Annotated in this window: 20 protein-coding genes; 18 read left to right on the top strand and 2 right to left on the bottom strand. The window is 44.0% G+C overall.

The window, feature by feature from the left end:
- Positions 1–163 precede the first annotated feature (163 nt).
- The 9 genes from PHI47_RS03785 (at position 164) to PHI47_RS03745 (ending at position 9,881) form a co-directional block, all read left to right on the top strand.
- Positions 164–1,402 carry a hydrogenase small subunit gene (locus tag PHI47_RS03785; RefSeq protein WP_299933924.1) on the top strand — a complete coding sequence of 413 codons (1,239 nt, stop codon included), beginning with the start codon at positions 164–166 and terminating at the stop codon, positions 1,400–1,402.
- On the top strand, positions 1,395–3,170 hold the full coding sequence (locus PHI47_RS03780; RefSeq protein ID WP_299933922.1) for a nickel-dependent hydrogenase large subunit: 1,776 nt from the start codon (positions 1,395–1,397) through the stop codon (positions 3,168–3,170). Before PHI47_RS03785 ends, PHI47_RS03780 begins: the two co-directional genes overlap by 8 nt.
- A gap of 9 nt (positions 3,171–3,179) precedes the next feature.
- Positions 3,180–3,896 (top strand): cytochrome b/b6 domain-containing protein, encoded by a 717-nt coding sequence (locus PHI47_RS03775; protein ID WP_299933920.1) that lies wholly within the window; start codon positions 3,180–3,182, stop codon positions 3,894–3,896.
- Between the two features lie 146 nt (positions 3,897–4,042).
- Positions 4,043–5,965, top strand: coding sequence for a hypothetical protein (locus tag PHI47_RS03770; RefSeq protein ID WP_299933918.1), 1,923 nt, complete (start codon positions 4,043–4,045; stop codon positions 5,963–5,965).
- Positions 5,949–8,210: a carbamoyltransferase HypF gene (hypF, locus tag PHI47_RS03765; protein WP_299933916.1), complete on the top strand. Its 2,262-nt coding sequence runs from the start codon at positions 5,949–5,951 to the stop codon at positions 8,208–8,210. Before PHI47_RS03770 ends, hypF begins: the two co-directional genes overlap by 17 nt.
- On the top strand, positions 8,200–8,757 hold the full coding sequence (locus PHI47_RS03760) for a hydrogenase maturation protease (protein ID WP_299933914.1): 558 nt from the start codon (positions 8,200–8,202) through the stop codon (positions 8,755–8,757). The genes hypF and PHI47_RS03760 overlap by 11 nt, the downstream gene beginning before the upstream one ends.
- A 3-nt stretch (positions 8,758–8,760) precedes the next feature.
- Positions 8,761–9,291 carry a hydrogenase maturation protease gene (locus PHI47_RS03755; RefSeq protein WP_299933912.1) on the top strand — a complete coding sequence of 177 codons (531 nt, stop codon included), beginning with the start codon at positions 8,761–8,763 and terminating at the stop codon, positions 9,289–9,291.
- A 71-nt stretch (positions 9,292–9,362) separates the two neighbouring features.
- Positions 9,363–9,587, top strand: coding sequence for an addiction module protein (locus PHI47_RS03750; protein WP_299933910.1), 225 nt, complete (start codon positions 9,363–9,365; stop codon positions 9,585–9,587).
- Positions 9,588–9,881: a type II toxin-antitoxin system RelE/ParE family toxin gene (locus PHI47_RS03745; protein WP_299933908.1), complete on the top strand. Its 294-nt coding sequence runs from the start codon at positions 9,588–9,590 to the stop codon at positions 9,879–9,881. It begins immediately after the preceding gene.
- A gap of 10 nt (positions 9,882–9,891) precedes the next feature.
- Here PHI47_RS03745 and PHI47_RS03740 read toward each other — a convergent pair whose 3' ends face one another.
- Positions 9,892–10,584 (bottom strand): transposase, encoded by a 693-nt coding sequence (locus PHI47_RS03740; protein ID WP_299933906.1) that lies wholly within the window; start codon positions 10,582–10,584, stop codon positions 9,892–9,894.
- A 37-nt stretch (positions 10,585–10,621) separates the two neighbouring features.
- Positions 10,622–11,377, bottom strand: a complete 756-nt coding sequence (locus PHI47_RS03735; RefSeq protein ID WP_299933904.1) for a DUF481 domain-containing protein — start codon at positions 11,375–11,377, stop codon at positions 10,622–10,624.
- Positions 11,378–11,537: 160 nt separating this feature from the next.
- Between PHI47_RS03735 and PHI47_RS03730 the strand changes: the two genes are divergently transcribed.
- From PHI47_RS03730 to hypE, 9 genes are all read left to right on the top strand, one after another.
- Positions 11,538–11,879: a copper-binding protein gene (locus tag PHI47_RS03730; RefSeq protein WP_299933902.1), complete on the top strand. Its 342-nt coding sequence runs from the start codon at positions 11,538–11,540 to the stop codon at positions 11,877–11,879.
- Positions 11,876–12,076 carry a hypothetical protein gene (locus PHI47_RS03725; RefSeq protein WP_299933901.1) on the top strand — a complete coding sequence of 67 codons (201 nt, stop codon included), beginning with the start codon at positions 11,876–11,878 and terminating at the stop codon, positions 12,074–12,076. The genes PHI47_RS03730 and PHI47_RS03725 overlap by 4 nt, the downstream gene beginning before the upstream one ends.
- Positions 12,073–13,425, top strand: coding sequence for a TolC family protein (locus PHI47_RS03720; protein ID WP_299933899.1), 1,353 nt, complete (start codon positions 12,073–12,075; stop codon positions 13,423–13,425). Before PHI47_RS03725 ends, PHI47_RS03720 begins: the two co-directional genes overlap by 4 nt.
- Positions 13,412–14,755, top strand: coding sequence for a copper oxidase (locus tag PHI47_RS03715; protein ID WP_299933897.1), 1,344 nt, complete (start codon positions 13,412–13,414; stop codon positions 14,753–14,755). Before PHI47_RS03720 ends, PHI47_RS03715 begins: the two co-directional genes overlap by 14 nt.
- A 143-nt stretch (positions 14,756–14,898) precedes the next feature.
- Complete coding sequence (locus PHI47_RS03710; protein WP_299933895.1) at positions 14,899–15,537, top strand: hypothetical protein; 639 nt, start codon at positions 14,899–14,901, stop codon at positions 15,535–15,537.
- A gap of 33 nt (positions 15,538–15,570) precedes the next feature.
- Positions 15,571–16,383, top strand: a complete 813-nt coding sequence (gene hypB / locus PHI47_RS03705) for a hydrogenase nickel incorporation protein HypB (protein ID WP_299933893.1) — start codon at positions 15,571–15,573, stop codon at positions 16,381–16,383.
- 1 nt (position 16,384) lies between these two features.
- Complete coding sequence (locus PHI47_RS03700; protein ID WP_299933891.1) at positions 16,385–16,678, top strand: HypC/HybG/HupF family hydrogenase formation chaperone; 294 nt, start codon at positions 16,385–16,387, stop codon at positions 16,676–16,678.
- The gene (gene hypD / locus PHI47_RS03695) at positions 16,675–17,820 is read left to right on the top strand and encodes a hydrogenase formation protein HypD (protein ID WP_299933889.1); all 1,146 of its coding nucleotides are present in this window, start codon (positions 16,675–16,677) and stop codon (positions 17,818–17,820) included. The genes PHI47_RS03700 and hypD overlap by 4 nt, the downstream gene beginning before the upstream one ends.
- Positions 17,817–18,815, top strand: a complete 999-nt coding sequence (hypE, locus tag PHI47_RS03690) for a hydrogenase expression/formation protein HypE (RefSeq protein ID WP_299933887.1) — start codon at positions 17,817–17,819, stop codon at positions 18,813–18,815. Before hypD ends, hypE begins: the two co-directional genes overlap by 4 nt.
- The last annotated feature ends 10 nt before the right edge of the window (positions 18,816–18,825 follow it).

Genomic DNA, 18,825 nt, shown 5'->3' with positions numbered 1-18,825 from the left:
TAATATTTATTTATCGGTCTAAAATGTTAAAAATACCAGTATAAGTCCTAAATTTGAATAACAAACTCCCTTTTTAAATTAAATTTTACCTTTTAAATATTCGTTTAAGTTATCCAGACGTACAATACTGAATGATTGTTCATAAAAATTTGAGGAGGGGACCATGTCCGATAAAATAGAAGCAGTTAAAAAACTGTTTACTTCGAAAAGTTCGCGCGTTGAAACGAACAAGGGTGATACGTATTACCAAGAGTTGTTCGTAAAATGTGAAGCGCGATTAAATGAAATGCGTGCACAAACGCCTGCGAATAGACTCGATTTTTCAGAGCTTTTAGAAGAGAATGGCATTGACAGACGAGAGTTTATGAAATGGGCGAGTGCGACGACAGCTATGTTGATGCTTCCTCCTATGTTTACACCATTGGTTGCCGATGCGGCAGTTATGATGAACCGCGCTCCCGTTATTTGGCTGGAGCTTCAAGACTGTGCGGGTAACTCCGAAGCGCTTTTGCGTGCAGACGGACCTAAAATCGATGAGATCGTACTTGATATCATTTCTCTCGAATATCATGAGACGTTGCAAGCTGCCTCCGGTCATCAGGCTGAAAAACAGCTTGATGAGGCTATGGAACTTTTCAAAGGAAAATATCTTTTGTTTGTTGAAGGTTCTATCCCTATGGGAATGGACGGTAAATACGGAACTATCGGTGCAGCCGGTGAAACGTTCCATGATCATCTTATGCGCTGTTCTGAAAACGCGGCGGCAGTTGTAGCTGTAGGTGCATGTGCTACATTCGGCGGTATTCCGGCGGCTTCTCCAAACCCAACCGGTGCAGTTGGGGTTATGAGTGTGGTTAAAAACAAACCGATTATTAATATCCCTGCGTGTCCGGCTAATCCGGCAAATATGGTCGGGGTAATTTTACATTATTTATTGACAGGACAAATCCCTGAACTTGATTCACTATTACGTCCTAAATTTGCATTCGGTTATCGTATTCATGATAACTGCGAACGTCGTGCACACTTTGATGCGGGTGAATACGTTGAAGAATGGGGTGACAAAGGGGCTCAAAACAATTTCTGTCTCTATAAAATGGGTTGTAAAGGGCCTATGACCTTTAACAACTGTTCCATTGTCCGTTACAACGATGCGGTTAACTGGCCGATCGGTGTCGGACGCGGATGTATCGGATGTTCAGAACCCGATTTCTGGGATAAATACGCGTATGAGCGTCCAATGGCGGATGCAAAAATCAAAGCACCGACAGGTGGAGTAGAAAAAACCGTTGATGAATTCGGTTTGGGCATGTTGACGGCAGTCGGTATCGGTATCGGTATCCACGCAGCAGCCAGTGCCATAGCAGGTAAACGAGAAAAATCAGGAGAGAGCCATGAGTAAACATATTGTAGTTGACCCTATCACACGTATTGAAGGGCATTTGCGTATTGAAGCAGTAATTGATGAGAATAATACCATTGTCGATGCATACAGTGCTTCAACAATGTTTCGTGGTATTGAGACGATTCTACAAGGGCGTGACCCACGTGACTGCGGATTGTTGGCAATGCGTATTTGCGGTGTTTGTACCGGTACACACTATCAACGTTCTATCGAAGCGGTTGAAGATGCGTTTAAGATTACTATTCCTAAAAATGCACGTATTGTAAGAAACTTGATCCAGGGTGCATTGTATGTGCACGATCACTTGGTTCACTTCTATCATCTTCATGCACTGGATTTTGTCGATGTTGTTTCAGCTCTTTCGGCGGATCCGGCTAAAACGGCGGCAGAAGCACGTAAATGGGCAACTGTTGCAGGAGAATCTCCGTATATTGACGGAGAGAGTGAATTTAAAGCGATTCAAGATCGTGTGGCTAAATTTGTAAAACAAGGGCGTTTGGGTATTTTCGGTAATGGATATTGGGGAAATGCTCATTATAAATTGACTCCGGAACAAAACCTTATCGGTGTTGCCCACTACTTGCAAGCATTGGATATCCAACGTGATTTGGCAAAAATGCAGGCAATTTTCGGTGGGAAAAATCCGCATCCACAATCTATCGTTGTCGGTGGGGTAACGTGTGTTCAGGATATTCAAAACCCGGCACGTATCGCACTATTTAAATCACTTCTACTTGAAGGGCGTAAATTTATAAAAGAAGCGTATTTGCCGGATGTCTATATGGCAGGAACAATGTATGCCGGCGAAGCAACCGATTCAAAAGCGACATTTACAGAGCTTATGGCTGGAAAAGGGGTCGGTGGAACCGGCGGTGGATTGCTGAACTATATGAGTTACGGTGATTTCCGTTTGGATGATACCGGTTTTTATAAATCAGCACTTCTCTTCCCAAGCGGTGTCGTTTACGGTGGTGATATCAGTAAAGTAGCCGATGTAGATCAAGCAAAAATTGCGGAAGATGTGACTCACTCATGGTACAAAGGGGATAAACCTCTTCATCCGTATGACGGTCAAACGATTCCGGAATATACCGGTCTTGATAAACGCGAAGACGGTATCGCTTATCTCAAAACAAAAGAGAAATACAGTTGGATTAAATCTCCGATTTACAATGATACCCGTGTGGAAGTGGGGCCGTTGGCTCGTATGGTTATCGGTGTCGCACGAAAAGACAAACGTATTACAAAATACGTTACCGAGTTTTTACAACGCGGCAATCTTCCGATCACAGTATTGTTCAGTACTATCGGGCGTACGGCAGCGCGTGCTATTGAGACCTCACTAATGACTGATGTGATGCTAGAATGGGTAGATGAACTAGCGGCGAATGCTGCGGCTGGCGACCTTAAAACATGGACTGATTTTAATTTCGACGAAGTCAGTATGAGTACCAAAGGTATGGGACTTGCAGAAGCACCGCGCGGTTCTTTGGGACACTGGGTCAGTATCGCAGATGGAAAGGTAATTAATTACCAAGCGGTCGTTCCTTCAACCTGGAATGCAGCTCCACGTGACTATAAAGGACGTATGGGTGCGTATGAAGCGAGTTTGATCGGGACCAAAGTAGCCAATCCTGAACAACCGTTGGAGATCATCCGAACTATTCACAGTTTTGACCCATGTATCGCTTGTGCCGTACACGTTGTCGATACCAAAGGTAAAGAGCTTGCTGTTTACAAAGTAGATACCTCTTGCAGTATCTAAGGAGTTAACATGAATCAGGGGTACAAACAAGTTAAACGTATGACGCCGGCCATGCGCATTATCCATTGGATTAATGCGTTTAGTATGATCGGAGCGATTGCGACAGGTCTTTATATCGGGCATCCGTATTATCAGACATTCATTGCTGACGGTGCAGTCGATAAATATGTTATGGCATGGAATCGTTACGGGCACTTTATTATTGCGATCATCTTTGATGTGACATCGGTTGCGATCGTCTATCTGTATTTTTTCAGCCGTTTTGAAAAGCCGTATAAAAAGGTGATTCCAAATGCGAAAAACCTTACGGAGTTTAAAGATGTCGTCGTCAATTTGATGACGTTGAACCGTAAAAATGAGTTCGACTCAACACATTCGGACAGTTTTAATACGGTCTATTTCACGATTTTCCATTTGCTCCTTCTTTGGATGCTGTTTACCGGTCTCCAAATGTACGTGTGGGGATTGGGATCAGGACTAAGTTCAATCGGATCGTGGTGGCCGTGGATGTTACATGTTGCCACTGACTGGACATTGTATGTGACCGGCGGAAGTAAAATGGATGTACGGTTGTCACATCACTATACAATGTGGTTTATCATTTCCTGGATTGTGTTTCATATCTATTATCAGGTATGGAGAACAATTTTCTGGAAAGAGGCGGATATCGCTATCGTGGTCGGCGGTTCAAAATTCGTCAAAGATGATAAAGCCGGCAAAAAATAGATTCTGCACTTTTAGAGAGGAAGAAATCATTCTTTCCAAGCAAGCCGAAGAAGCGAAAGCTCTTCGGCTTTTTTCATAGAGTTTTCATATATTCCCTGCGGGGGATGGATGAAAGAACTATCGATTTAGTATCATGAAGGATTATTATGGCATTTACGTTAGAGGTGATGACCTCTTTTTCTCAACCTTATATAAAAAATTATTTGATTTCTACGATCCGCTCTTTTAACATTAAAGCAGTTGTTCATCAGCAAAAATCAAAAATTATTTGTGCTTTTGAGAGCAATCACGAAAAACTTCAAGAGTGTATTGAAGAGATTGGACTTACCCTTCCGGCTTCGTGTTTTATGACAAGTTCACAACATTATGATATGGAGGGGGAGCCTGAAGAGCTTCCTAGTTTCGACATTGAATATCCTCTTGGTCTTGGACTTTGTCCGAGTTGTCAGAAAGAGATGTTTGATCCTTCGTCAAAACGTTATTATTATCCCTTTACTCAATGTACCCATTGTGGTGGGCAATACGCTTTTTTTGAACACTATCCGTATGAACGGAGCAATACCTCCCTTAGTTATGTGCAACCGTGTTCGACATGCGAACAGGAGTCCAAAAGTCTCGGTCGTCGTGAAAAACAGGTATTGAACTCATGTCATGAGTGCGGTATCCCCGTCAAATTATTGCATAAAGACAAAGAGCGTTATGCCAACGATCCGGGAAGCTTTAGAACAATGTTTGAAGTCGCCGCAAAAGCATTGCGCGACGGTAAAACATTGTTGATGAAAACAACGATGGGATACCGTCGTTTTTACCGTGCAGAGAAACTGGAGTACGGCTGCGTATTAATGTTGGTTAATGCAACAAAAATCACAGAGTATTGCTCTTTGATTAATGATGAGTTTAATGCATTGCTTAGCATTGAACGCCCTATATTGCATGTGGCGCTCAAAGATGAAAACCTCAGAAATACCTTTGGCACCTCTATAGATGTTAAATATCCTGATGAGGGCTTTTCCATTTTACTAGGAAAAGAGTTGACGCTGCTGGGACTGGACTACATTGTTTATGAAGCATTGGAAAGCCCGTGTGAAGCTGATTTCGTGATGGAATTTGACTTGAATATCCAGTATCAAAGTGATATCCGCCTTTTTATAAACAAAGATATCAAATTTATTACTTCAGGTGAACGGGTTTCGTTCCCTTCACGTTTAGCGATCGGAACTGATACTGTAAGTATCGCGCACGGGCTTGTCGGGATTAGAGATGATAAAGGGATGTTGTTTGATCAAATGGGGCGTTTCACGTCTGCATCAACGTTTAAAGTCAATCAGCTTGAAACAGAGACACCTGCCGTTGAGTCAAATAATTTTCACACTATGGCTGAAGATGAAGCCTCTTTTATGTCGGTTATTGCGGAGCACGGTAAATTCGGAAGTAAAGTTGTGGGGGCTTATTTCCAGGATGAACCGTCATTTCTCTATTATGACGGTAAAAAAGTGATTCGTCTTGTTCCTCCGCATACGTTTAGCGCGGCAGGATTGATCGATAAAATGGGCACTTTGCGTGAGGGCTCGGATCGATTGATGGATAACATCAAAAATAAATTACCGCATGTATATGAGCTACTCTTAGACCTCGAACACAGCGATGTCACTCTTTTCGAAGCGACGGCAATGATTTTGGGGCTGGAAGATAAGAGTTATGAAGGAGTCATGCGAGAAGCTCTAAAATTTATTGGTAAAGGGGGACTTCAAATCGATACCAAAGTGCACGACAATCGATTTAATCATGTCGCCTTTTTATCCAGTATTATCAGCTATCAAATTGCGGGGGTAGATTCAGTATATCTAAGCTATTCTATCTTCGAATCGTTCGGAGACTATTTCAGTGAACTTTTGAATGAAATCAAAGAGAAAACCAAAGCGACGGATATTGTGCTGTGCGGCAGTTATTTCGGAGGGCAATCGCTCTTTAGCCGGTTGCAGAGAAATTTGAAAGCAACGCCTCCGCTATTGAATGTGAATTATCCGATCGGGAAGGAAAATTGCGTTGTCGGTGGGGTCTTCTTATAATCAAAGTGTCCGTATTCTTGTTCAAGGGATAGTTCAAGGGGTCGGATTTCGGCCATTTGTTTATCGTATGGCAAAACAGCATCATATAAAAGGGACAGTATGTAATACTCCTGCGGGTGTTGTGATTGAGGCTCAGGGCATCCGTTGTGCGTCATTTATAAACGCTCTTCGTACCAATCTTCCGCCGCGAGCGCGTATTGATTCAATGAGTATTAGTGATGTACCTGACAGTATCCAATACGATAATTTTGAAATATTAGAGAGCTTTATAGGGGAAGGGAGTGTCGCTATTCCTCTGGATTGTGCCTTATGCCCGGCATGTGAAGCAGAAATGGATGATCCCCTTAACCGCCGATATCGTTATCCGTTTATCAACTGTACTGATTGCGGGCCTCGCTATACGATTATACAAATTCCTCCGTATGATCGTGTCAGAACATCAATGAAACATTTTACAATGTGTCCGGAATGCGAAGCAGAATATAGCGATCCAAATTCTCGTCGTTACCATGCCGAACCGATAAGTTGTCCGCAATGCGGACCTAAGCTGAAAATGATCGATAATAAGGCCAATGTGATAGAGGGCGATCCCCTCGATCTTGCCGTGAAAATGCTCAAAGAGGGGAAAATTATAGCCCTTAAAGGGCTGGGCGGATTTCATCTTATGTGTGATGCCACTTCTGATGCCGCCGTTAGTGAATTACGTCGTCGCAAACATCGCAACGCAAAACCGTTAGCCGTGATGTTTCGTTCCTTGGAAGATTTGGAAACGTATACACTCATCAGTGAGGACGAGAGAAATCACATTGCCGGAGCAATTAAACCGATCGTAATCGTGCGTGCTAAGCAAGGTACGAACATTTCTAAATATATAGCTCCCACTATTGACAGACTGGGTGTTTTCCTCCCTTACACGCCCCTACACCGTCTTTTGTTTGAGCATATCGATTTTCCTTTGGTTGCGACCAGTGCCAATGTAAGTGATGAACCGATTATTGTCCGCACCGATGAGATTGTGAGTCGATTGGGTAATGTGGTTGACGCTGTTTTAACTCATGATCGTACCATCGTGAATGCTCTCGATGACTCCGTAGTGCAAATTGCACAGGCTAGGGTGGTGATGCTCCGAATGGGTCGCGGGTTTGCACCTCGTACTTTTCCTTTGATGAAGATGCTTAATGAAAGCGTTTTGGCAGTCGGGGCGCACCAAAAAAGTGCTATTGCACTCGGTGTAAAGCAAAATATGGTGCTTAGCGGTCATATCGGTGATCTGGGAAGTGTGGAAGCTGAGGATTATTTTGATAGGACGATACAAACCTTTAAACGGTTTTATGAATGTGAACCGACAGTGATTGCCAGCGATTTGCATCCGAACTATAGTTCGACACAGTATGCTGTTGCCACAAAGAGAGAGCATGTCACTTTGCAGCATCATTATGCCCATATTCTGGCGTGCATGGCAGAGTACACTCTGAATGAAAAAGTGCTTGGTTTTGCATTTGACGGGACAGGATACGGTGATGACGGGACACTTTGGGGCGGGGAAGTTATGATTGCCGATACACAGGGATATACACGGATCGGATTTTTAAAACCGTTTACCTTGCTTGGAGGCGATAAAGCGATTAAAGAGCCACGCCGAATCGCATTGTCACTGTTGTTTGAGTCTTATAGTCTGGAAGAGGTACTGGAGTTGAATTCTCCTACAACAGAAGCTTTTTTACCCCATGAGATAAGAACACTTCATCATATGTGGTTGAAAAAAATCAATGCTCCTCTGAGCAGTTCGATGGGTCGGCTGTTTGATGCCGTAGCATCCTTGGGCGGATTTATCCAAACGCTTGATTATGAAGGCCAGGGGGGGATGATCATGGAATCTTTTGTCGATCCATCGATTACGGAGCCGTTTGAATTTACTCTTTTGAACGGAGTGATTGATCTCTCTGAAATGGTGAAACAAATTATTGTTTTAACGGCTAAAGCGGATGTGAAACGGATTATCGCAAGCCGCTTTATCGCTACGGTTGAAGCAATAATGTGTAGATTCGCTAATCTACATCCTGAATTACCGATTGTCATCGGCGGAGGAGTATTTCAAAACCATGCGCTAATGTCCCGCCTTTATCGAGGGTTTGACTCGAACCGATTTTATGCCCAACAGCAAACCCCGATTAATGACGGATCCATTGCTTTAGGCCAACTTTATTACGTTATACACAACACAAAGGAAAAGAATGAACGCTAACGTTGCACTGATCGGGTCAGGAAATGCATTTTTTATGGATGAGGGGATCGGACTCTACGCCGGAAAATATCTCAAAGAGAACTTTACATATGAGCCCGCATTGGATATTGTTGACGGTGGAACCCTCGGGTTTCGTCTGATGCCGCTGCTCCAGGAATATGAGTATGTCATTATTGCCAATACCAGTTCCGATGATTCCAAGGCAATAGGGACGATTGATGTAATGAGCGGCGATGAGCTTATTGCCAATCAAGGGATCAAAAAAACGGCGAATGAAGTCGAGATCACGGAGATGCTCCAAATCTGCTCAATGGCCTCGCATTGTGCTCAAAGCACGATGATCAGTATTGTTCCTGAGGACATTATCAGCGTCTGTGTTGATGTGACTCCGGCACTGCGTACCGGATGGGATAGATATATTGAGGTTATTATCGAAGAACTCGCCAAATGCGGTATCACCGCGACCCGCAAAAGTGATGTGATGAGTTTGGATGAGATTTTAGAACAGTTTGCCAACCCGAGCATCGAACATGGAAAAGGGTTCTGATTCATGTCGGTTGTTGTATTGGGAGTCGGTAATGTTCTCGAAGAGGATGACGGTATCGGGATTTACGCGTGTGCCTATCTGAATGCCAACTATACCTTCAGCCCAGATATAGAGATCATCAACGGGGGGGTTGAGGGGATCAATCTGCTCAACCTCTTTTTAGAAAATGACCGCATTATTATCCTCGATACGATCAACCTCGACGATGAGGCAGGGAGCATTTACAATATCCCCTCGTATGAACTGAGCGGGTATGGGCTTAACAGCGGCGGAGCGCATGAGGTCGGAGTGATGCAATGTCTGGACATGATCGAGCTGATGGGGCATCCGCTCCCGGAATCAAACGTTATCGGGATTATCCCCAAAAGCATCACGTTTCATATGGGACTGAGTAGAGAGCTTACAGAGAGGTTTGATATCTATATAAATACAGTTATTAACTATCTAAAAACTATAAATATCGATGGGACAGCAAAAGAGACACTTAAGAACCTTACAGAGATTATCGATGCGTTTAAATACCCGAGCCGATAGGGGTCTAAAAATATGAGATTTGCCAAAATGAAGTTTCGATATAATGATGTCAACACACACAAGGTGACACTATGACGATTGCAATGAATAAAGCGATTGAGGATTTGCAGGAACTTACTCCAAATGAAAAAGGGTTTGTCGCACAATACCTGATTTCCTCTCTTGATACAGTACAGGATACTGATGCCCAAACTGAGTGGGCGGAATTGGCGAAAAAACGTTTCGAATCCTTGGAAAACGGTGACGTACAATCAGTAAGTTGGGAGAGTATCAAAAATCAGATTTTAGGTGCTTGAATGAAGCCGTTGCGCTTTCATCCTGATGTGAGCGTCGATGTCAAAGGCGCATATGAGTGGTATGAAGAGCGCTCAATCGGGTTAGGGTATAGATTTATTTCCCAACTAGAACACTCGTATGAAGCAATCAGCTATTTTCCGCAGATGTGGTCTCCTTTTGAACATGGATTCCACCGCTATGTTTTACCTCATTTTCCATTTTCTGTCATTTATAAAGAAACCCACGATGCCATTTTTGTACTTGCCGTGATGCATAATAGCCGTAAACCCGGATACTGGAAAGAAAGATTATAAAGCTATGCGTTTAAATACCCGACCCGCTAGGACGGAAATAGAGTTCTTCTAAAATCTTTGAGCGATCCTTGAGAGGGGTGTTAAATTTAAACTCCGCCTCTTTGAGGTAGTAGGGGAAGTGCTCATTGCTCACCCCTTTAAAGGCAGTAATAAACTGTTCAAAATAGTGCCAAAACTTGCTGATTGCATTGTCATATTCGGAAATTTTGATGATTTTACTGGTTCGCATGAATTTCGAAAACTCTTTAGTATAAACATCTTCAAGATTATCTTCCAAAAACTGTTGTTTATACATGCTTAACGAAGGCATCAGCAGAGTATAAACATGGTTTCCATATCCGAAGGTTAAAAAGTTATGAGAATCAAAAATAGCTCCCTTATCATGCCGTTTGGATTTTTCGATGTAGAGGTATTCTTCGTATTGTGTTTCTGAAGATCGATTTAGATTGTATTGATCTTCGCAATATTCAGCCGCTAGGTGACGGAATTTTTGATAATAGTTTAGGACTGTCACATAGCTAAGGTTGAGATTTTTGGATGCGATCAAAGCATTTTCATCGCGACAGAATAGATCGATCATCTGGAGGGTATTTTTCACTTTTTCCGGACTGTACTTTTTTTTACACGCGGAACATTTGACCATTCCATCACCCAGATGATAGAGTATATGATGACAGTAAATGCAGTGACGCAGCTCTTTCATAAGGGATATTGTAGCAAAGTACAATGTGACTTAACTATTAAAATATCCAAAGCAGGCTTGTTAGATAGGAAGTGTCTTCTTTTTTGACGTCTATCGGAGGGCAACTGTCATAACCGTATTTTGCTGTGAAACTTAGATTTAATTTTCCGTATATGGGAACAATCAGTTCGAGTGTCTGCACAGAGACATAATCAGAAATATCACCGAATTTGGGTTGATAATAGCCCAAATAGCTGAGTTTTGATTCGTTTATGAACGTTTGAGTAAAAGCAAGGTAAGTGTTGAGGCGGATGTTGTTTTCATTAGGATTGCTTTGTTGGTGTGCATAATTGATTTTTTCCAATAATCCGTCAGCACCAAAATACCCTTTCCCCCATTCGCTGGAATTTAAAAAGCGCCAACGCAACCCCGTTCCAGCCAGTGAGCGTGCATTAATATCTTTGAATTTGTCTTGTTCGGTTTGTAGGAAAAACTCGCCTGTAAACTCTTTGCGCTCATCGATGGCATGTATGTAACGCAAATGGGCATAGGTCTTATCTTCGTTCTTTGTCCCGTTGGATTTTCCGTAATCATAGGTTACTGTCCCCCATACTACATAGTCGATTCCTTGATCGTATTGCAACAATACTCCAAGCGAATATTCATCTTTTTGGGTGTTACCGCTTTTGGAACTGAGCGATCCGGAAACGTTTCCGCTCATGCCGGTTTTTGTACCAATATCAACCGGTGCGATGGTAACGAGAGCAAACAATGAGGTGGAAATAAACAAGGAGAGGAAAAGGAAAGAACGCAATAGAGACCTTTAAATGAAATAGGGTGCGAATTATAGCATCACGGGTGAGGTAACTTTTTTTAGATAATTAAAAATTAAATTGTTAACACCGTTATTATTAGGTTAAATGAACTATTTTGCTTTTGTGATAAACTGCTTTCATAAAGATAAAGGGGAGATTATGAAAGCGAAATTTTTTAGTACCGTTTGTATTGGTGTATTGGCCGTTAGCCCCATGGTTTGGGGTATGGATATGGGTGAAAATCATTCCCATCCGAAAAATACGGTAGTATCCGAGCAAACGATTCATGCCAGTGGAACGGTTAAATCGATTGCGGAGAATCATGAAAGTATCCGAATTTTTCATAATCCGATCCCTGAGCTGAAATGGCCATCCATGACAATGCCGTTTGATGTGATCGACCATGAGTTGACCCATCCGTTGTCAGTAGGCGATAGAGTCGATTTTGAATTCATCCAAAAAGACGGGAAAAATGTCATTGTACGGATGAAAAAACAATGAAGCGTGCGGCTTATATCTTAACCATGGTATTCATTGTTTCTCTGGGTGCTGAGGAAGGGGTTAAGTCACCTATTTCTGTACACGTTAAAGAGGGTAAGAGTGTCTACGCTCCGGTAAATCCTCCGATCAATTTAAGCGAAGAAGCACGTATTCAAGAACGTGATCAAAATGCAACGCGTCACGGTGCTCAACAATGAAAAAAGAAATTTTATGGTCATTAGCGGCACTTTTGGTATTGTCCGGTTGTTCGGCACTTTCCCAAAAGGAAGTATTTGATTCGATGAATCAAATGACTGCAAAGCGCGGAGCAGGAAACCTCACTTGGCTTAAAACGCCCCAAGAAGTAGATGAAGCTGGAATGCGTGTAAATACCCTCTTGAAAGAGCCTCTGAGTGAAGAGAATGCCGTTCGTATCACTCTCATTAATAATCACTCTCTGCAGCAAACGTATGAGCGGATCGGAATTGCCCAAAGCGATCTGGTGCAAGCGGGTTTAGTGACTAATCCGTTACTCGGGTATTCGGTCGGACATGGCGGGGGGGTGAGCACTACAGGGGTAACTGTGGAAATTGCTTTTTTAGATTTACTCTGGATACCGCTGCGCAAAGAACTCGGAGGTTTGGCTCTGGAAGAGACGAAGCTGAGTGTCGGGGATGAGGTGCTTAGAACCGTTCGGGATGCGAAAAAGATCTATATCGATGCACGTGTTGCACAAGAGGCAGTACGATTGAATAGTGAAGTGCTTAAATCGTATGAGGCATCAGTACAATTGGCAATGCGTCAATATAGCGCAGGCAATCTTTCTAAGCGGGACTTCTTGAAAATTCAGGATGAATACGCCCATGCGCGCCTTGAATCGATTCGTCTGAATCGGGAAAACGCAATGGCACGTGAAGCTCTCAATAAAATGATGGGAGTATACGCTGAGCAAACCGAATATCAACTGGATACGAAGGCATTGAGTCTCTCTGCAGCATTGCCGAAAAGTGACGGGCTCGAACGCCTCGCCCTTGCTAATCGCCTCGATATTGCCGCAGCTATGAAAGCAGTCGAATATGCGGCAAAAGAGGCAGGATATACCGAAAATACCCGTCTTCTCTCCGAAGTAACAGTGGAAGGGGGAAGTGAAAAAAGTACCGATTCGGCACGTTTCAATACAATCGGGCTTAAAATCCCTATTCCGATTTTTGACATGGGGCAGGCTCGTCTGAGCCGTACTCAAGCGTATTACAATCAGAGTGTTCAACGGTTATATGAAATAGCAGTTAATGTTAGGAGCCAAACGCGTGAAGCATACGCGCAGACCCGTTATGCCTATGAGAGTGCGGATGAGTACCAATCAACAATCGTAAAAGCCAATCAAAATATTATGGAAGAAACTCAGCGCTACTATAACGGTATGTTGGATGGTATTTATGAACTTCTCTCAGATCAGCGCCGCTATAGTGAGGCGAAGATAGAAGCCGTGAGGGCGATAGGGGAATACCAAAAAACGCGAGCAGATTTAGAGTATGTAATGGGAGGGGATCATAATGCAACAAAATAGACGCGATTTCTTAGGACTTGGAGCAACGTTACTCGCATCTGCCGGTTTGGCCTCTTCTCTTAAAGCTGAAGAACATGATCATAGTGGGCATGGTGCATCATCAATGCCTAAACGCCAACTTACTCTCGTCAAAGATCCGAAACGTGTTCTCTCTCCCGCTACGCTCATTACGCCTCAAGAGGGAAAAAATTACAATCCCGTTGTGACGCTAAACGGATGGAGTCTCCCTTATGAAATGAAAGATGGGGTCAAAGAGTTTCGCATTGTTGCCGAGCCTGTTGTGCGTGAGTTCGCTCCGGGGATGGTGGTGAACTGCTGGGGATACAATGGAACAAGTCCGGGACCGACAATCGAAGCGGTTGAGGGGGATCGGGTACGCTTTATTGTGACGAATAAACTACCGGAGCATACGGCGGTTCATTGGCACGGATTGATTCTGCCGAATGGGATGGACGGTGTCAGCGGATTAACACAGCACGGTATCGAACCGGGTGAAACCTATGTCTATGAATTTACCCTCCGTCACAGCGGGACGTTTATGTATCATCCCCATGCCGATGAGATGGTACAGATGGCAATGGGGATGATGGGTATGTTTATCGTTCATCCCAAGAGCCCAAAAGAACATAAAGTAGAGCGTGATTTTTGTTTTTTACTCTCCAGTTATGATGTTGCACCCGGTACGTATATTCCAAATCCCGCGACAATGACCGAGTTTAACCTTTGGAGCTTTAACAGCCGTGTTTTTCCGGGGATTGACTCGATGAATGTACGGCAAGGGGATCGTGTCCGTATTCGTGTCGGGAATCTCACCATGACCAACCATCCGATTCATATGCACGGCCATCCGTTTGAAGTGACCTGTACCGATGGAGGATGGGTGCCAAAAGGGGCGCGTTGGCCTGAAGTTACCATTGATATCGGCGTGGGACAAGTGAGAGCGTTTGAATTTGTTGCCACCGAAGAGGGGGATTGGTCGTTTCACTGCCATAAATCGCATCATACGATGGGACCGATGGGACACAGCGTCCCCAATATGATCGGAGTAAAACAAGACGATCTCACCGAAAAAATCAGCGATTTAATGCCCGATTATATGTATATGCCGATGGGTAAAAACGGAATGGCGGAGATGCAGGATATGACCGATATGGGGATGGCATTGCCGGAAAATACACTGCCGATGATGACCGGACAAGGGCCGTTTGGTCCGATTGAGATGGGGGGAATGTTTACCCTCGTAAAAGTTCGTAAAAATCAGCCTAAAGGGGATTACTCCGATCCGGGTTGGTACGAGCATCCGCAGGGAAGTGTAGCACGAAAAATATAAATAGGAATATTAGTACTATTTATGTAACAAAAAACGAGATTAGTCCTAAAAATATATAAGAAATGAAAAATTTTAGTTTCTTTTTACTCTAAAAACTTATAATCACTTATTCTGAATGATTATTCATAAATAGGGGCTTGAAAATGGAAATGGGATTAATGATCATTTTTTGGTATGGCATCTTGCACGCCTTCGGGCCGGATCATTTGAGCGCGATTACCGATTTTTCGATCGGTAAAGAGACGAAAAAAACATTTTGGATTGTGGGAGCTTTTGCCATCGGGCATGGGATAATGCTTTTTATGTTTGCAAAAATCTTGCAGTATTACACCTTGCCTGAAGAAGTTTTAGCGTATGGGGATGTGATTGCATCGAGTGTGATTCTCTCCATCGGGCTCTATTTGCTATACATGGTCTATGCGAATAGAATCCATTTGAAAACCCATACCCATGAGAATAAAAGACATGTTCATATTTGGTTCGGAAAGGAACACCAACACGAGTCTTCTTCGACTACATCGGCTTTTGGAGTGGGAGTTTTGATGGGCATCGGAGGGGTGCGCGGTATGTTGGTGACTCTCGGAGTACTACATGGGCAAGCAGTCGATTTGACGATGGTTTTGGCTTTTATCGCAGGGGTTATGGTGGTCTTTTTTAGTTTCGGTTTGGTCATTTCTTGGATCAACAGAGATATTATGACCAATATCAAAAATGTACGACGTGTTTTCGCTACGGTTGGAGCTATTTCAGTCCTCGTGGGCGGAAATATGCTTTTGGCATAATAATAGAAAATTTAAATAATAAGGATTTTAATAATGTGTAAAGACTGCGGCTGTTCTATTACCGATCATGATCATCATGACGATCATCACCACGACCACGACACTCATCATCACGATCACGGAGATCATGACCATCACTCTCATAGCCATCATGCGGCACATGAGACACTACATCATAATCCGCAGTTGAACGATTCTAAAACGATTGCGGTCATCAAAAAGATTTTGGATAAAAACGATCAGGAAGCGCATCACAACAGAGAGCATTTTAATGAGCACGGGGTATTAGCGATAAACCTTATGAGCTCACCGGGAAGCGGAAAAACAACCCTTTTGGAGAAAATGGCAGATTTGGCTCCGTTTAAATACGGGGTGATTGAGGGGGATTTGGAAACCTCACGCGATGCCGATCGCCTTATCGCCAAAGGGATCAGTGCGGTACAGATTCAGACGGGAAGCGCGTGTCATCTGGACGCGTTTATGGTTCATAAAGGATTGCATGATCTGCCGTTGGCTCCTTTGGATGTCTGTTTTATCGAAAATGTCGGAAATCTCGTCTGTCCGGCGAGTTACGATGTGGGATCGCATTTGAATATCGTTCTTGTCTCTATCCCTGAGGGGGAAGATAAGATCGCCAAATATCCGGTGATGTTCCGAGCTGCCGATCTGATTCTTATTACTAAAACCGATTTGCTCCCGTATTTTCAATACGACATCGAGCGCGAAAAAGCAGAAGCGCGAAAGATCAAACCGAATGTCGATATTTTAGAGGTGAACATCAACGATGAAGCGTCACTAAAACGGGTTATCGAGTGGATCGAATTTAAACGAAAGATGAGAGCCTAATATGTGTTTATCGATACCTTCAAAGGTCGTCAGTATTGATACCGAGAATAATGTTGCAACCGTCGATACGATGGGAATTCAGCGAACCGCAGGTTTGGATCTGATGGAAGAAGGAAGTGTGCAAATCGGCGATTATGTACTGCTGCATATCGGGTTTATTATGAACAAAATCGATGAAGAAGATGCTCTCGAATCGCTGAGAGTCTATCAGGAGATTTTAGAGAAACTTGACGAAGAAGATCGTCGGCAGTTAGTACTCAATGATGATAATTGCGTCAACCGAGAAGCTCCATGAGCTCTCTCGAACTCAAAGATCTTTATGACGGATTTCGCAATCCCGATGTGATTAAAAGCTTTCAAAAGTTGATCGCTGCCGAGGCAGAAAAACTGGATCGTACCGTGAACATCATGGAAGTATGCGGCGGTCATACCCACACGATTATGAAATACGGTTTGACCCAACTGTTACCCGAGAATATCAACTTTATTCACGGTCCGGGATGCCCCGTATGTATCATGCCCAAAGAGCGGATCGATCATGCCTACACCCTTGCGATGCAAGAGGATGTGATTTTGCTCACGCTGGGAGATATGATCAAAGTTCCCGGAAGCCACGGATCGCTCCAAGATGCCCGTGCCAAAGGAGCGGATGTCCGTTACGTCTATTCGCCGATGGATGCGCTGAAAGTAGCGGAGGAAAATCCGACCAAAAAGATCATTTTTTTCGCGATCGGGTTTGAGACGACCACCCCTATGAGTGCCGCATTGCTCGATGTGGTCATCAAACGCGATATCAAAAACATCTTTTTTCATATCAACCACGTTACCGTACCCGAAGTGATGAAAGAGTTGATCGATAGCCGTGATGAACACGTCAACAGCTACGACCACCGTATCGATGCCTTTATCGGACCCTCGCACGTCAGCGTAATCAGCGGATCGAAGATTTATGCGGTTTTCCCCGAACATTACCGTATTCCCGTCGTTGTTGCGGGATTTGAACCGGTTGATGTGATGGAAGCGATTTATATGATGATCAAGCAGTTTAACGAGGGACGTAGTGATTTAGAAATCCAGTATAAACGGCTTGTCACCCATGAGGGGAACCTCAAAGCCCAAGCATTGATCGAGAAGTATTTTGAAAAAGTGGATCTCTTCAAATGGCGGGGGATGGGAAATGTTCCCAACAGCGGTTTGAAACTGCGTGATGCATTTTCGGCGTACGATGCCGAAGTGCTTTACAAAGAGGTGCTTCCCTACGATGAGATCGACGATCACAAACTCTGCATCTGCGGCGATATTCTGCGCGGATTCGCAAAACCGCAACAGTGCAGTGTGTTTGGAACGGCATGTAAGCCGAGCTCTCCATTGGGGAGTTGCATGGTAAGTTCAGAGGGGGCATGCGCCGCTTATTATAAATACGGGAATCTATTATGACAAAAAATATTGTACTCGCCCAAGGCAACGGCGGGGAAGAAAACGGTGAACTGATCTCAAAAATATTTTACAAACATTTTAAAAACGAGATTTTGGAAAAAAGCGAAGATGCAGCGATCATCGACGGGGGGCGTTTAGCCTTTACTACCGACAGTTTTACCGTCAGCCCTATCTTTTTTGACGGCGGGGATATCGGGAAACTGAGTATTTGCGGTACGTGCAACGATCTTGCGATGATGGGGGCAAAACCGACTTATATGACGTGCGCGGTCATCGTCGAAGAGGGGTTTTCGGTCGAAGAGTTGGAGAAAATCGTCCGCTCGATGAAAAAAGAGCTGGAGATTAACGGTGCACTGATCGTTTGCGGTGATACCAAAGTGGTTCCGCGCGGAAGTGTCGATAAGATTTTTATTAACACGACGGGTGTTGGTGTCGTTCAAAAGAGCGGGATATCTTCGAACAGCGTGAGTGAAGAGGATGTGATCATCGTCTCCAACGAGATCGGCAAACACGGTGCGACGATTTTCGCCAACCGAGAGGGGATGGAGTTCAGCAGTAACCTCCAAAGTGATTGTACGTCGTTGTGGCCATTGGTCGAAAAACTTCTCTCTGAGGGGATAGCGGTCACCGCAATGCGCGATGCGACGCGCGGCGGTGTGGCGGCGGTGTTGAACGAATGGGCGAAGCAGTCCAAGGTATGTATCGAAGTCAACGAAGAAGCTATTCCGGTGAGCGATGAGGTACGGGGAATCTGTGAGATATTGGGATTCGAAGCGTACAATTTGGCGAATGAGGGGACGTTTGTCCTCGCCGTTAAACGTTCCGATGCCCAGCGTGCGGTGGAAGTGTTAAAAACATTCGAAGAGGGTTCAAAGGCGAGCATCATCGCCTCGGTAACCCATCAGCATGACGGACGGGTTCTCCTTCTCAGTCCGTGGGGATCGAAACGGTTTATGGATTTGCCGACGGGTGAATTATTGCCTCGAATCTGCTAAACGGGATAAA

Source organism: Sulfuricurvum sp., from assembly GCF_028713855.1.
GTDB lineage: Bacteria > Campylobacterota > Campylobacteria > Campylobacterales > Sulfurimonadaceae > Sulfuricurvum.
This window is presented reverse-complemented; position numbering and strand designations above follow the sequence as displayed.